Source organism: Paradesulfitobacterium aromaticivorans, from assembly GCF_054657415.1.
In genome coordinates, this window is record NZ_BAAHYT010000010.1 from 274,756 (window position 1) to 289,578 (window position 14,823).

11 protein-coding genes are annotated in these 14,823 nt (G+C 48.7%); 1 reads left to right on the forward strand and 10 read right to left on the reverse strand.

Features of this window, described 5'->3' with window-relative positions; genetic code table 11:
* Positions 1-10: 10 nt before the first annotated feature.
* The 3 genes from ACYQ2N_RS06725 to ACYQ2N_RS06735 form a co-directional block, all read right to left on the reverse strand.
* Positions 11-3,148: an efflux RND transporter permease subunit gene (locus ACYQ2N_RS06725; RefSeq protein WP_459998357.1), complete on the reverse strand. Its 3,138-nt coding sequence runs from the start codon at positions 3,146-3,148 to the stop codon at positions 11-13.
* Positions 3,145-4,284 carry an efflux RND transporter periplasmic adaptor subunit gene (locus ACYQ2N_RS06730; RefSeq protein ID WP_459998359.1) on the reverse strand — a complete coding sequence of 380 codons (1,140 nt, stop codon included), beginning with the start codon at positions 4,282-4,284 and terminating at the stop codon, positions 3,145-3,147. Before ACYQ2N_RS06730 ends, ACYQ2N_RS06725 begins: the two co-directional genes overlap by 4 nt.
* Before the next feature lie 162 nt (positions 4,285-4,446).
* Positions 4,447-5,883: a TolC family protein gene (locus tag ACYQ2N_RS06735; protein WP_459998361.1), complete on the reverse strand. Its 1,437-nt coding sequence runs from the start codon at positions 5,881-5,883 to the stop codon at positions 4,447-4,449.
* A 333-nt stretch (positions 5,884-6,216) separates the two neighbouring features.
* Here ACYQ2N_RS06735 and ACYQ2N_RS06740 point away from each other — a divergent pair, with 333 nt between their 5' ends.
* Positions 6,217-6,387, forward strand: a complete 171-nt coding sequence (locus ACYQ2N_RS06740) for a hypothetical protein (protein WP_459998362.1) — start codon at positions 6,217-6,219, stop codon at positions 6,385-6,387.
* Positions 6,388-6,414: 27 nt separating this feature from the next.
* Here the strand turns inward: ACYQ2N_RS06740 and ACYQ2N_RS06745 are convergent, their stop codons facing one another.
* From ACYQ2N_RS06745 to ACYQ2N_RS06775, 7 genes are all read right to left on the reverse strand, one after another.
* Positions 6,415-8,250 carry a sigma 54-interacting transcriptional regulator gene (locus tag ACYQ2N_RS06745; RefSeq protein ID WP_459998363.1) on the reverse strand — a complete coding sequence of 612 codons (1,836 nt, stop codon included), beginning with the start codon at positions 8,248-8,250 and terminating at the stop codon, positions 6,415-6,417.
* A 108-nt stretch (positions 8,251-8,358) separates the two neighbouring features.
* Positions 8,359-9,618: a benzoate/H(+) symporter BenE family transporter gene (locus ACYQ2N_RS06750; protein WP_459998364.1), complete on the reverse strand. Its 1,260-nt coding sequence runs from the start codon at positions 9,616-9,618 to the stop codon at positions 8,359-8,361.
* Between the two features lie 130 nt (positions 9,619-9,748).
* Positions 9,749-10,288 (reverse strand): 2-oxoacid:acceptor oxidoreductase family protein, encoded by a 540-nt coding sequence (locus tag ACYQ2N_RS06755; RefSeq protein WP_459998365.1) that lies wholly within the window; start codon positions 10,286-10,288, stop codon positions 9,749-9,751.
* Entirely contained in the window at positions 10,278-11,117 is an 840-nt protein-coding gene (locus tag ACYQ2N_RS06760) for a 2-oxoacid:ferredoxin oxidoreductase subunit beta (protein ID WP_459998366.1), read from the reverse strand. The genes ACYQ2N_RS06755 and ACYQ2N_RS06760 overlap by 11 nt, the downstream gene beginning before the upstream one ends.
* Positions 11,117-12,259: a 2-oxoacid:acceptor oxidoreductase subunit alpha gene (locus tag ACYQ2N_RS06765; protein WP_459998368.1), complete on the reverse strand. Its 1,143-nt coding sequence runs from the start codon at positions 12,257-12,259 to the stop codon at positions 11,117-11,119. Before ACYQ2N_RS06765 ends, ACYQ2N_RS06760 begins: the two co-directional genes overlap by 1 nt.
* The gene (locus tag ACYQ2N_RS06770; RefSeq protein ID WP_459998369.1) at positions 12,256-12,462 is read right to left on the reverse strand and encodes a 4Fe-4S dicluster domain-containing protein; all 207 of its coding nucleotides are present in this window, start codon (positions 12,460-12,462) and stop codon (positions 12,256-12,258) included. The genes ACYQ2N_RS06765 and ACYQ2N_RS06770 overlap by 4 nt, the downstream gene beginning before the upstream one ends.
* 71 nt (positions 12,463-12,533) lie before the next feature.
* Positions 12,534-14,822 (reverse strand): xanthine dehydrogenase family protein molybdopterin-binding subunit, encoded by a 2,289-nt coding sequence (locus tag ACYQ2N_RS06775; protein WP_459998371.1) that lies wholly within the window; start codon positions 14,820-14,822, stop codon positions 12,534-12,536.
* Position 14,823 lies beyond the last annotated feature (1 nt).

Genomic DNA, 14,823 nt, shown 5'->3' on the forward strand with positions numbered 1-14,823 from the left:
CTTCTCAGCCCTACGCCCGTTCCGTAAACATAGGCTTGTTTAGAGAATTTCCTTTTTTCCGCCGGAAAAACCGCTTGTTGCGGATATCTTCAAAGATCGTATAGATAACCGGTACGAGCAGGAGTGTCGAAACGGTAGAAAGAGCCATACCAAAAATGACAACGACTGCCATGGGTGCCATGGATTCCGATCCTTCCCCAATACCTAAGGCCATGGGAATCAAGCCCAGCACCGTGGCCAGCGAGGTCATCACGATTGGTCGCAACCGAATCGGTCCGGCGTTTTCGATGGCAACCTCCCGCTCTTCTCCTCTTTCCCGACGCTTGTTAATATAATCCACCAACACAATCGCATTACTGACAACGATCCCGATCAGAAGAATCAACCCGATGAAAGCGGGTACACTAAGCGTCTTATGCGTAATAAACAACCCGAGCATTCCACCGGAGAATCCCATAGGCAGGGACAGGATAATCGTAAAAGGATGGAGTAAGGATTCAAACTGGGAAGCCAGAATCATATACACAAGGATGATCGCCAGAACCATGGCCAGACCCAGGTCTTTAAATGAATCCGTGAGTTGCTTGTTCTGGCCGTTTAATTCATACATATAGCCATCCGGCATCGGGTACGTTTTGAGCTTGCTCTCAATGTCCTTGCTCACACTGTTGACATCCCTGTTCATAATCTGGCTGGTCACATCCACGACCCGGGTTTGACCCGACCGACTAATACTTGCAGGACCGCGATCCATTGTTACTTGTGCGACCTCACTCAAAGGTACGCTGATTCCGGCTGGTGTGGGAATCGGTGTCTGTTCCAGATTGGAAATGCTGGATTTCAGGGTCTCATCTCCGCTGATGACTACATTAATTTCTTTGCCTTCATAGCGATAACGGGTTGCTGTCGTACCGGAAATTGTCCCTTTGACAGCCTGGGAGATCTGCCCCGCGGTTAACCCGAACTGAGCCGCGTTTTTGCGGTCAACATGGACCTGAACCTCCGGTACCCCTTCGTTCATACTCGTTTTTACTTCGCGGGTTCCATCGACCGCTGCGACAATCTCCTTAAGGTCATTCCCGATTTTCTTAAGCTGATCGAGGTCGTCCCCTTTGACCGCGATATCAACCGGAGCACCGCTGCTCCCCATGGACATGTTATCGGTTACCGCAACTTGGATTTCAGCCCCAGCAATATCTTTGGTTAAACCCCGAATCTCATCCGCAATCTGCCCCACACTGCGAGAACGGGAGTTGAGATCTATAAGTTGGACGTTAACTGAACCGACATTGGAGGTGTTGCCACCGATTGAAAACCCGCCACTGGTTCCGATCTGTACAAAAGCGGTTTTAACCTCTTTGATTCCTTCCAGCTTTTGTTCAATTTGTGTGATCACACTATCCGTATCATTCAGTTTCGCACCATCCGGCAGTTTAACAGAAACTGTTAACTGTCCTGAGTCTGTAACAGGCATGAACTCCGCACCTAAACTTAAGGCGGACAAGCCGGAGAGCACGAAGACAATAATAGAAATCGCGACGACGCTCTTACGATGGTTTAGTGCAAAATGTAGAAACTTCCGATAGCCTGCTTCGACTTTGCCAAAAAGACGATCAAACCAGCGACTAAAGCGATCCATCACCCCGAAAAGACCCCGCCTGCCTTCAGGAATGCCCTCAGCCTGCATGATCTTTGAAGATAGCGTTGGCACCAGGGTCAGCGAGACTAAGAGCGAAGCTGCGAGTGAAATACTGACGGTCAAGGCCAGTTCTCGGAAAAGGGTCGCGGTAAGCCCCTGCACAAAAACAATCGGTAGAAAGACACTGACCGTTGTCAAGGTCGAAGCCGTGATGGCCATACCGACTTCCGATACACCTTTCATGGCGGCTTCACTCTTACTGTGACCGGCCTGTCGGAAACGGTAGATATTTTCCAGGGCTACAATATTATCATCGACAAGACGCCCCATCGCCAACGACAACCCCCCAAGTGTCATCATATTGATTGTAACCCCGGAGAAGTAGAGGACGGCAAATGTGGCCATCATGGCAATCGGAATTGCCGTAGCCGTGATGAAGGTTGTGCGTAGGTTATGGAAGAACAGAAACAGTACAATAATGGCCAGGAGTCCACCCAGTAAAGCTTCCCTCACGACCGTATTGATAGACTGCTTGATATAGACCGACTGATCCATCACCGTATCAAAGTTCAGGTTCGGATAATCCGTTTTCAACTCCTTGAGTGCCGAAGCTACCTCATTAGCAACCTGAACGGTATTGGTTCCGGACTGTTTCTGAATCGCAATACTGATACTCTGCTTGCCATTGGTACGGGAGATCGCGGTCAAATCAGAATGACCAAGACTCACCTCCGCAATATCCTTCAAGCGCACTTGTCCGCCCGTCGGCAGGGGAATGAGTAAATTCTTGATTTCTTCAATTGATTGGAACTCGCCCATGGTGCGGATGGTCAAATCCTGATTTCCCTTCTGCACCTGTCCGCCAGGGGCGTTCATATTTTCGGCCGCGAGAATTCCCGCCAGGGTTGAGATACTGAGACCGTACCCTTTCATTTTTTCTTCATTTGTTTTAAGGCTGACCTGTTTTTCGTAACCTCCGGTCACAGTAACAGAGGCAGCCCCTTTGACCCGCTCCAGTCTCGGTTTGATCTTGTCTTCTGCCAGCGTTTGCAGAGAAGCCAGATCCCCATCTTTTTTCGAGACGGTCAGTTGGACAATTGGCATCATGGTGGGGTCGATTTTCATAATCATAGGTACCTGTACTTCAGTCGGAAACAGGCGCTTGATCAGATCCACCTTCTCGCGCATTTGCAAGGTGGCAAAATTCATATCCGTTCCATACTTAAACATCGCCACCACGATGGAGTTTCCCTCGGTCGTGGTCGAGGTGACGGTGTCAATATTCTCAACCGTTGAGATTGCGCCTTCGATCGGGTTCGTAATGAGTTTCTCAATTTCCTGAGGACCCACACCGGTATAGGTGGTCACCACTACAGCCACCGGAATTTCCATATTGGGGAGCAGGTCAATCGGCAGACGGCTTAGGGATACTGAGCCGAGCAAGATAATAACCAGCATCAGCATGATGATCGTGACTGGGCGTTTAACCGATACCTCAGCTAACTTCAAGCTGCGTTCCCCCCCACGATCTTGACTTTGCTCCCCTGCTCCACAAAGGTTTGCCCTTTAATAACCACTTGATCCCCCTGATTCAACCCTTTGGTGATTTCCACCAAAGCCCCTGTATCCAGACCGGTGGTCACTTCTTTTTCCACAGCGGCACCGTTTTCGACAACATAAACCACGGGCTTTCCGTTTTTGGTCACAATCGCTTCACTTTTAACCGCCAGTACCGCAGTCCGTGTCTGTGTCGGCATCTCAACCTTGGCAAACATTCCCGGTTTTATCGTACCGTTTATGTTTTCTACCACCACTTTAACCGCGTAGAGCATCGTACGGGCATCAGCCGCAGGAGCCAGGCTCGAAATTTTGCCGTTCATCGTTTCTGAGCCTGCTGAAGTGACCGCCACCTTGGCATCCTGCCCGGGTTTCAAGGAATTAACGATATTTTCCGGGATATTCAGCGCGACATAAAGCGAATTCAATTGGGTCAAGGTGACGGCCGGTTGAACATTGGATGCCATCTCACCGTATTTCACACTGACTGTGACAACCGTTCCGTCTACCGGAGCAGTCACCACGGCATTGTTCAACCCTTCCTGCGCCTGTTGCAGATTCAGCTTAGCCTGATCCCACTGGATCTGCGCCAATTGTAAAGGTGTATCCGACGCCTGACTTTCATACCCCTCCAACTGAGCTTTGGAGATCGCGCCGGCCTCAAAGAGCTGTTTCTGACGGTCCAGATTCGTTTGCGCCAGCTCAATCTGCTCTTTCGTCCTCTGATAGTTTGTCTCAGCCGTACGTACCCCAATCGCGGCCATATCCACGGCCTTTTGCAAATCCGATGTATCCAGGGTGAACAGTACGGTCCCCGCCTTCACCGTATCTCCGACTTGAACATTGACGGAACTCACTTTACCCGGCATTTTGGGAACAATGGACAAATCCTGATTCGAATTGATCTTACCGCTGAAAGCCGTGGTCTCGACAAGGGTCTGGACAGCGGCGGGCATAACTTCCACGGGTGTGTATTTTTCTTCGGCCACAGCGGCCGTTGTCTGGGTGCCGCAGCCGCTTGCAAATAAGGCCAGGCATACGATGCCCAGACTAGCTGTTAATATGCGCATACGATTCTGTTTTTTCAAGCCTATTGCCTCCCCCAAAAGAATCATTCTCTTAAAGACTGACTGTTCGGTCACCTTTTTAGTTTATCGCCAGTTGATTGTCATTCATTACACTTTACTGTATGCCTGTCACCCATGTTATATATTACCTGAAATGAATGCCCGACATGCCAAATCCTTTACTCAGGTAAGAAGATCCGTGCCCTTGAGGAGCCATTGATACTGCTGATAAGCCTTGACTACCTCCGTCTGCGCATTTGAAACCTTCAGTTTCTGGTTTTCATAGGGAATTTTAGCACCCTCCAGCGCTATACCGGCAAGCAGCCCCAGGTTGTACGAAAGTTGTGCCTGATCTAATTTCTCCTGTTCAAGTGCGAGCTTAGCCTGCTCATTTTTCAGAGCCTGGAGTTTGTCATGTAATCCCTGATACGCTTTGTCGAAATCCAGCTTCGTTTTAAGTTTCAGGTTTTGAATATCCTCCACTACCGAATCCGGAATGGTATCGGACGCAGACTTGACTTTCAGAAGGATCTCTTTATTCCAGGCAATGGCTTTATCGAGGTCGGTCTCATAATCCATAGCCTTGACCTCAGACTCGGCAACCGTTGGATTAGATGCAAGGGTTAAAGCGGTATCAAAATCCTGACCCAGCATCGTATTGAGATTGCCTTTAATCCAGTTCCGGTTTTCGTTCAGAGTGTGGAGTCCATACGCCAAATCACTGATTTTCGATTCCGTCGTCTTAACTTCTGTGGCGGTTGCCATTCCAAGCTGAATTTGAAGTTTAGTGATGGTCAATTGATCTTGAAGCAGCTTCAGTTGGTGCGAGAGGTTATCCGCCTGGGCTGAAAGATCATTATAGGTAAGGTAGAGCTGCTGGGCACCCCAGACAATTTGATCACTAACGATGGATTGCTGGACCTCAGCCACCCCGTTATCATCAGCCTGAGAATTCAGGGATTGGATTTGAGATTCAATGGACATCAGCTGGGATTGATATAGGTTCAGCAAATTGAAATTCAGATAGTCAAGCATGGAGATCATCTGCTCATTGATCTTAGACGTATCAACATAATTAGGGGTCAGATCCGTTTGCACATTCAAACTGGAACCTAAAGCGGATGGATACGCACTTGGAAATTGAACAGCCGGGTTCGGATTTGGCATCCATAGGAATTTGCCGTTGGCGTCTTTGGCAATGGTGAATGCATACTTCGTCGTCCCATCATGAGAAACCAGCATATAGCCAGGATCCGGTAGTTTGCTTTGATCGATGGAGGTACCGGTAAGTGCCGCCGCTAAGTCGCTTTTACTTGCAGTTATCGCCTTTACCCCCGTTGATTTAGGAGTGGTAAAGTAGTTCAGAATTTTGTCAGAGTTAGCATCCAAGGGTGCTTCTAATTGCTTTAAGCCGCTAATTCCGGTGTTGATCTTATTCTGTCCTTCGTCAATTTTATCCGCAGTTGATTTAATGGTTAAGTTCCGATCCAGGACTTCCTGCTTTAGCTGATCAAAACTGATAGAACTCAGAACCCCGGTATCCTGGCTATCTGTGGCCAAGGCCGCAACCGGCTGCATGAGCAATGCACCGGCCATGATCAAACTCATGATCCTTTTCATGAATGAGTCCTCCTTGCCTATGTAGTAGTCTTAGGGGAAGTCAGCCACCGCCGAGCGCTCGGTTGGTTTCTGCGGAAGGAAAAACCGACCGGCGGGTCAATTAATTTCAGCTTAACTCTAAACTATAGAGGTAGTCCCTGTCAATACTGAACTGTGGTGAAAAACAAGCCCCAGCATAATGCTGGGGGAAAAAATCTCACTCTAAAGTTGACGGGTTTTAAGATCGTAAAATTCTATTAGATCTCAGAACTTTGACAGGAATCTTATTCACCTTTATGCTAGAAATGCCCCGCTACTTCTTAAAACTAATTATAGGAAAGGAGCTCTTTTCTCATGAAAGTAAAGCTCTTCAGTTCACCCGATAAGCGAGTCTTAGAAGAACAAGTTAACGAGTGGTTAGCCGCCAACAGTTGGATTAAAGTTCTTAACATTACCCAAAGCAGCGGTAGTTCAACAGTCATCTCAATCTGGTATAATGAGCCCGACGTGCCAATTTTAGGGTAAGGCATACTTTGCGGGAAAACATTAAGATTATCCGATTTCTTTAAGCCTCCTATATAACGTCGCAAGGCTAATCCCGAGATACTTAGCAGCCTGTTCTTTGGCGGTGGTTGAATTTCCGAATTTATTTAGGGCTTCTCTAATAATTTCAAGTTCAACACTTTTAAGTTTTGCAGCCGGAGTTAGCTGCTCCTCATCCAGCGATTTACTTTTCGATATCAATTCACTAGCCTTAGGATCGTGATAGTTATAAACACCTGCTGCCATAAGAATCCTTTGGGGCAAATGTTCCGGCAGAATCGGCTGTGCTATTTCGCTCATGCTTATTGCATATTCAATCGCATTCTGGAGTTCACGTACATTTCCAGGCCACCGATAGTGAATCAAGGTATGAAGCGTATCCGGATCAAGCCTTTGAACACCCCTGTTCATGATTTTGCTGTATTTATCAAGGAAGTACTCAATTAGCAGCAGGATATCCTGCTTGCGTTCCCGAAGCGGAGGTATAAAAACAGGGATTACACTGAGACGGTAATACAGATCTCCCCGAAACTCGCGTCTTTCGACCATCTCCTCTAAATTACGATTTGTGGCTGCAATGATCCGGACATCTGTGGCAATCGGTTCAATTCCTCCGACTCGTTCAATCGAATGCGTTTCAAGTACGCGCAATAACTTACTTTGCAAATGCAAAGGCATATCCCCGATTTCATCCAAGAAAAGGGTCCCTCCGGCTGCCAACTCAAATTTCCCTGGCTTTCCACCTCGCTTGGCCCCTGTAAAAGCCCCTTCTTCATAGCCAAAGAATTCGCTTTCCATTAACGATTCAGGAATTGCACTACAGTTGATCGCAATAAAAGGGCCTTTTTTGCGATAACTGGCACTGTGTACCGCATGTGCAAACAGTTCCTTGCCGGTGCCGCTTTCCCCACGGATTAAAATAGTGGAATCCGTTACAGCGGCCTTCTCCAGCTTGTTTTTCACATATACTATCTCTTTACTGTCACCTATTATATCCCTGAAGTTGTATTTACTGTAAGTTCCAACGAGTTTCGCGGCATAAGACTGCACCTCTTTAAGGTTCCTCATGGAAACGGTGGCTCCCTTAATCACAGCCCCGCCATCTCCGATAATCGGGATAACCGTTGCTAAAAAGAACTTCTTCCTGCGCTGGGAGCTTTCTTGATAACCGACCTCAAGTTCAATCTTTTTACGCTCTAACAATTCCGGCATTGAAAGTCTGAAGTCGGGAAATATGTTAGTAATGTGCTTTTGCAGGATGGCACCGGCTTCAATCCCCAACATTTCAATGGCGGAATTATTCAGGTGAATGATCATTCCGCTCTCATCTGTGGCAATAATTCCTTCGTGCACAGAATTTACAACATTATCATAGCGCCTAATGAGCAGGTTAAGCTGTTCTCTGATTGCGCGTTCATTAATAGCACTCCCGATCAACAAAGCGGCTTTCTCCAAAAATCTTATGAGCACATCTTCATCCGCCAGTATTCTTGCTTTTTGAAATTCATTCGTTGCCACCAGACAAAAACTTCCCAAAATCTCATTATCAACCTTAATAGGATAGGCTACCACCGTCAAGTAGGGACAGGTTCCATAACGGAAACACTCTTGGCACTCGGATGAGTGGCCTGGCTCCCGCGCGATTAAAGGATGTCCGTTTGTTAAAATGGTACCTGTGAGGCTGCTCTCGTTATAGCGTGCTCCAATTTCAATCTTAGTTACCCCTGTACCAGCTACAATGTTTCTTGCCGGATCAAAAACCATGACCTCAATCCCAAGTACGGTTGCGATCGCCTCAACGATCTGCTGAACAAATTCCTTAATTGTGAATAGCTCCAAGGTCATTAAATCACCCCAGCAATCTTTTCCCTAATTTTAACATAGTACGTATAATAGTTAAATAACTTTAGAATTTTGGAAATTATTCGAATAGTCTAAGGCGTACAAGAGAAATTAAGACTTCAGGGCATTGAAATCGTGGGGTTCTGTAATATATGAAACCAGAACACCTCCGACCAGCGACCAAAATGGAGCGCTTACAAAAAATATATTTATCCCGGACATCGCGATTAACAAGGAAAATATAGCTCCGGTACGAAAGCGTTTGCTGCTGAAGGATAGCTCAAAAGCCCCTATCAGTACACCGATCATCGACAAGCCTGCGATAACATTTATAAACTCAAGCGGCAGGACTTTAATAAAAGCAACCGCAGGACTATTTAAAATTCCAAATGAGATAAACAGTATTCCAGCTATGATGGAGCCTGAATACCGACCTTTACGGTCGCCATTCCCGGGGGCAGCACAAATAGCTGTTGAAACCCCAGCCATATTGACGGAATGGGCCCCCAAAAATGCTCCGGCAACGCTTGCCAATCCACTTAAAATAGTAATCATGTTAACTGGCGGATGGTATCCATGAGCCTCACTAACTCCGATAGCCTGGGCATTCTCCGAACCTAAAACGAGTACAACTAATGGTAAGGATACTGATAAAATTGTTTTGGGTACAAAATCCGGGAAGAAAATGCTTGGTCCAATGATATGCAGATTTAGCTCAAAATTATAATTACCCTTAAACAATAGAACAGCCAGCCCCCCGATCAAAGCTCCAAGAATTGGCGGCACCCGCTTGAGAAGTCGCTGCGTTAAGAAATAGCTTATGAGCGTTGCGCTACCTAAGAGTGGAGCAGAGTATGCGCTTTTAATAATTCCCGTTCCGAAATGAATCAGTGTGCCCGCTATTGTTCCCATGACTATTGGCTGTGGTAAAAACCGCATAGTTCTCTCCATTACTCCGGAAAGTCCCAGGACAAGCAGGATTAATCCGCTTATAATATAAGCCCCAATTGCCTGAGAAAAAGTAATTTGAGTGAGGCTTGTACCTACAAGCACTGTTCCCGGTATACTAAATGCACCCACTAAGGGTTGACGATAATTCAAAGAAAGAAAAAGGCTTAAGATACCGCCAAAAAAATACACTGCAAATATCCAAGAAGTTAGTTCCTTAGTTGAAAGGTTCCCTGCTGCAGCGGAATTCATAATGATAAGCGGAGGGCCTGTACAGCTGAATAATGCAGCCACCGTGCCTGCGGCAATTGTTTTGGTGGTAATCGACCCTGGAAGTGCGCGCAAGGTTTCTCGTAAATCTTCGCCCGTTTCTAAAATCTTTCTTCTTCCTGTCCCTGTTTTGTTTTGGAGCTTTACTGACATCTTCTTGCTCCCCCTCCCACGTTTCAACTAAAACTTCAGATGGAGTTAAAACTCCACCTAAAGCAAGTTTCCTTTATGAAAAAAGAGCCGTTAGCAGCTCCTTTTACACCAAGTTACAAAAACCCTTTGTTTACTTATCCGCTCTATCTATAGAATTATAGCCGGTCAGTAATGCCTCACTATTTACTCGCAATAGTTTTGGCGGCAGTTCTTGTTCCATTACTTTTATTAGCTCTTCTTTAGAAACCACCGGGCACAATTTTAAGACTGCGCCCAGGGCCAGAGAATTTATTACTTTCTCATTCCCTAAATCAATCGCTTTGGCCTGGAAGGGATACCCCAAGTCTTGGGCGCGCCCTTTGCTGGTGACGGCATCACTGTCATAGAGGACGATGCAGTCTGCGGAAATCTTGTTTTTGTAGCGGTCATAGGCTGCCTGGCTTAAAGCCAGGACCAAGTCCGGGTTATCGCACTTCGGGAAATACACGGTCCCTTCGCTGATAACCACTTCAGCCTGAGAATAGCCGCCGCGCGTCTGAATCCCGTAGGTCTGGGTCTGAACCGCGTTCTTCCCTTCCGCTACTGCAGCTTTAGCTAAGCTTACCCCGCCGAGGATGAGTCCTTGGCCGCCCGTGCCGCCCAAGACGATTTGCCACTGTTTAGCGCCCATTCGTATCACCCTCCTCTGCACCTTTCTTGCTGCCATTGATGCGTCTGTAGGTTGTGTAGAAATCTGGACGGTCTTTCTTGACAAGCTTGCCGACAGCGAAGTGTTCGTGTTGTTCTTCGAGGGGCAGCTCCCGGTATTTCCGGACGGGTATGGCTTTCTCTTTAAGCCAGTTCATCATGTTGACCGGGCTCGGGTGGACATTGAAGCGCCCGAAATAGGTTGGACAGGGACTGATGACTTCGACCAGGCTAAAGCCGGGATGGAGTATAGCCTCTTTAATGAGGTTTTTAAGAGCTACGGCATGGTAAACTGTGGTCCGGGCGACGAAATTGGCTCCAGCCGCTTCGGCTAAGAAGCAGACATCAAACCCTGGTTCAGCGACTCCATTGGGGGAAGTGGTGGTTTTGCTTTCCAGCGGGGTGGTGGCGGAGTACTGGCCGCCGGTCATGCCGTAGTTGTAGTTGTTGGTGACGATGGCGGTGAGGTTGATATTGCGGCGGGCGGCATGGATGAAGTGGTTGCCCCCGATGGTGACGGCATCTCCGTCTCCCATGAGGGTTACGACGGTTAAGTCCGGGTTGGCGGTTTTGATCCCGGTGGCAAAGGCTAACGCCCGTCCGTGGGTGCCGTGGAAAGCTTGGGTGGAGAGGTAGTCGTCCGCTTTGCCCCAGCAACCGATGCCGGTGACGGTGACGACATTTTTGGGTGCCAGGTCTAATTCAGCCAAGGCTTCCGTGTAGGCTCTGAGGATGATGCCGTCCCCGCAGCCCGGGCACCACATGTGGGGCAGTTGGCTCTGTTCCAGGTAGTCTTTGTAGCTTAAGGCCATTATTTGAGCACCTCCCCGATTTTCTCCATGATCTGGGCCGGGATCAGTATTTCCCCGTCGATTCTGGAGAGGGAATGAACAGGAGTGCCAACGGTGTTAAGACGCTCGACTTCACGGACGACCTGCCCTAAGTTGAGTTCAGGCACTAAGACTGCTTTGGCTTTCCCTAAAGCTTGTTTAACTGCTTCATCGGCAAAGGGCCAGAGGGTGATGAGCCTTAATAGGTTGACTGAGAGCCCTTGAGCCTGGGCGCTTACTACGGCCTGCTTGGCTACGCGGGAAATTGCGCCATAGGCGATGATGGTGAGGTCGGCTTGCTCCGGGCCGAACCATTCCACTTGGATGATGTCCTCTTTGTTCTTTTCGAGCTTGCGGTGCAGCCTCTGTACGAGTTTGTCTGCGGTCTGAGGGGCACTGTGGGAATAGCCGCTCTCGTCATGGCAGGAACTGCTGATGTGGACGATGTAGTCGGTGCCGTAAGGCGGAATGGCCGGAATGTCATCTTCATCGGTTTGGTAGGGTTTGTACCCTTGGGCTGGGACCGTGGGCAGCTTGCGGTTGATGATTTCCAGTTTGTCTGCTTCCGGAATGGTTAAGCTTTCCCGCATGTGCCCGATGACTTCATCCCCTAAAAGGATGACCGGGATCCGATATTTTTCTGAGAGGTTAAACGCTCTCACAGTCAGGTCATAACATTCCTGAACCGAGCCCGGGCTTAAGGCGATGATGGGATGGTCCCCGTGCGTGCCCCAGCGGGCCTGCATGACATCCCCCTGGGCCGGACGGGTGGCCAGTCCGGTGCTGGGGCCGTTGCGCATGACGTTGATTAAGACGAGCGGGACTTCGGCATACACAGCCATACCAAGGTTCTCCTGCATGAGGGAAAATCCGGGACCGCTGGTGGCGGTATAGGATTTCTGGCCGGCAGCGGAAGCACCGATGATGGCGGCGATGCTGCCGATTTCGTCTTCCATCTGGAGGTAAACTCCGTCCACCTGCGGCAGGAACTTGGCTGACAGTTCCGCGATCTCGGATGATGGGGTGATGGGATAGCCGCCGTAAAACTTGGCCCCGGCATCAAGCGCTGCGTAAACACAGGCTTCGTTGCCCTGCATGAATTGTACTCCGACCGGTCTGTTCACGCTAACACCTCCAGTGTGATGGCAAAATCCGGGCACCGTAAATCGCACAGGCGGCAGTAAGTGCAGCGCTCCGGGTTCGTGACCTCAGGGGAGCCGTCTTTGGCTAGGCTATACACTGCTTGCGGGCACAGGCCCTGACAGATGCCGCAGCGTTTACAAGCTCTTGAATCAATTGCAATCTGGATTTTTCTTTGTTCACTCACCACTACCGCCACCTCTTCCAACCCTCTCTAAATAAATGCATTGTTCTTCTGATTGAGTTTATTACAAAAAATTAATTTTCTTTTTCTTTAAGCATTGCCAATACTTGCTCAGGTGTTATCGGCAGTTGAGTAAAGCGGACACCGATCGCATTGTAAATGGCATTGGCAATGGCCGCCGGAACCGGGTTCAGGGCAGGCTCTCCTATCCCTTTTGCTCCAAACGGTCCATTGGGTTCCACCGGTTCTACCCACATGGTATGAACCCGCGGGACATCTTTCGGACCCGGAACCCGGTAATCGAGAAAACCCGCATTGAGAACCTCGCCATTTTTAGTAATCATATTTTCCATCAGAGTCCAGCCAAGGCCCATACTTACCCCGCCTTCGACCTGGCCCTCTAATAAGGTTGGGTTAAGCGCCCTGCCGACATCATGGGCCGCCCAGTAATTTACCACTTCGACCCGGCCGGTCTCTGTGTCGATTTCCACCTCGGCGATATGAGTCCCAAACACATAGGCCGGGGAAATATTGCCGTATTTCGTCTTGGGATCAGGGGCAACTGTATCCGGCACATAGTAGCCATTTCCGATAATCGACGCCCCGCCATGCTTGAAAACATAGCTGCGGGCAACCTCAGCAAAATTTAACTTTTTATCCGGCGTGTCAGTTACATAGAGTACACTTTCGCGGGAAGAGAGTTCTTCAGGCTTAACTCCCAGTAAAACCGCCGCCGCTTCAAATAAAATCTTTTTTGCGGCTTCGGCCCCAGCTTTGGCCCCCATACCCCCGATCGTGGTACCCCTGGTAGCCCAGGAACCCAGACCAAAGGGTGAAATCTGGGTGTCGACTGTACCCACTTGCACATCCGCGAATTTTGCTCCTAATTCCTCAGCCACAATCTGGGCAAATACTGTATTTTGTCCTTGGCCCATATCACATTCCCCGTGGTAGAGCACTACTTTCCCGTCTTCCCCGATTCTAACCACTGCAGCCGAGCCGTCAAAGGTCGGGAAAAATCCCCTATTGCCGGATACATGGTTGCAGCAAGCTAAACCAATGCCACGCACTTTCCCCGGTTTAACCACTTCTTTTTTCCTTTGTTCCATCGCTTCCACGGCTTTATCGACGGATTCGATTAACCCGGCCGTCCCAATCTTCCATCCGTGAATATTGGTGTAATTCGCTTGAACTGCATTGATCTTGCGCAGCTCCCCAGGGGGTATGTTTAATTTTTCCGCCGCCATATCCATCATTGACTCCAAGACAAAGATTGACTGCGAGTTTCCAAACCCCCGAAATGAGCTCGTCGGAACTGAGTTAGTATAGACTGCATATCCTTCAGCTTTTACGTTTTCAAAGACATAGAGTGCATCAATCCGATAACAGGCTGTAGACATAATAGCCGGGCCATAGACAGTTCTCCCGCCGTTCCCTGCGACCACGCGCATGTGTTTCGCGGTAATTTTCCCATCTTTCCGAAATCCCATCTTGACCCAATATTGCATCGGAACCCTGGGATTACCTGCAATAAAGTCTTCATGCCTGGTATTTACAATCTTGACCGGCCGCTTCGTCTTTTGCGCCAAAACCGCACACGCAAGATGCAGGTTCGTTTCCATTTTTGCCCCAAAGGCACCCCCAATGAAAGGTTTAATGACCCTGATATCCTCCGAGCTTATTCCAAGTGCTTTGGCATAAATAAGACGCACCTTATTCGGTATTTGAATAGGAAGCCACATTGTTAAACGATTTCTGTCTTCAGGCCTTACGATTACGGCCATTGTTTCCATATAAGCGTGGTATACCTGACTGGTCGAAAAGGTTTCTTCTATAATTAGGTCTGAGTCGGTAAATCCTTGTTCAACATCACCGTGTTCGATATGGGCCTCAGCGGCAATATTCCGGGGCCAATCCTCATGAATAACCGGGGCACCCGGTTTCATTGCCTCCTCAAGATCGAAGACAGCAGGCAGTTCTTCATAAACCACCTCAATTAATTCCAAAGCCTTTTCCGCTGTATCTTCATCAACTGCAGCGACCGCGGCCACTTCTTCCCCGATAAAACGCACCTTGTCCTTAGCGAAGATATACCAATCTTCGTTGCTGGCCATGGGGCCGAACTTCACTTTAGGCGTATCCTCAAAAGTGACGACGGCTTTCACTCCGGGCATTTCTTTAGCCTTGCTTGTGTCGATCCTAACGATACGGGCATGAGCATACGGACTGCGCAAGATCTTGCCATACAGCATCCCAGGCAAACTAAGATCTGTTACAAATTGAGCCCTGCCCGTGGCCTTTTCCCAGGCATCTATCGGCGTAACGGATTTTCCGATATAGCTGAACTCGCTTTTTTCACTCACC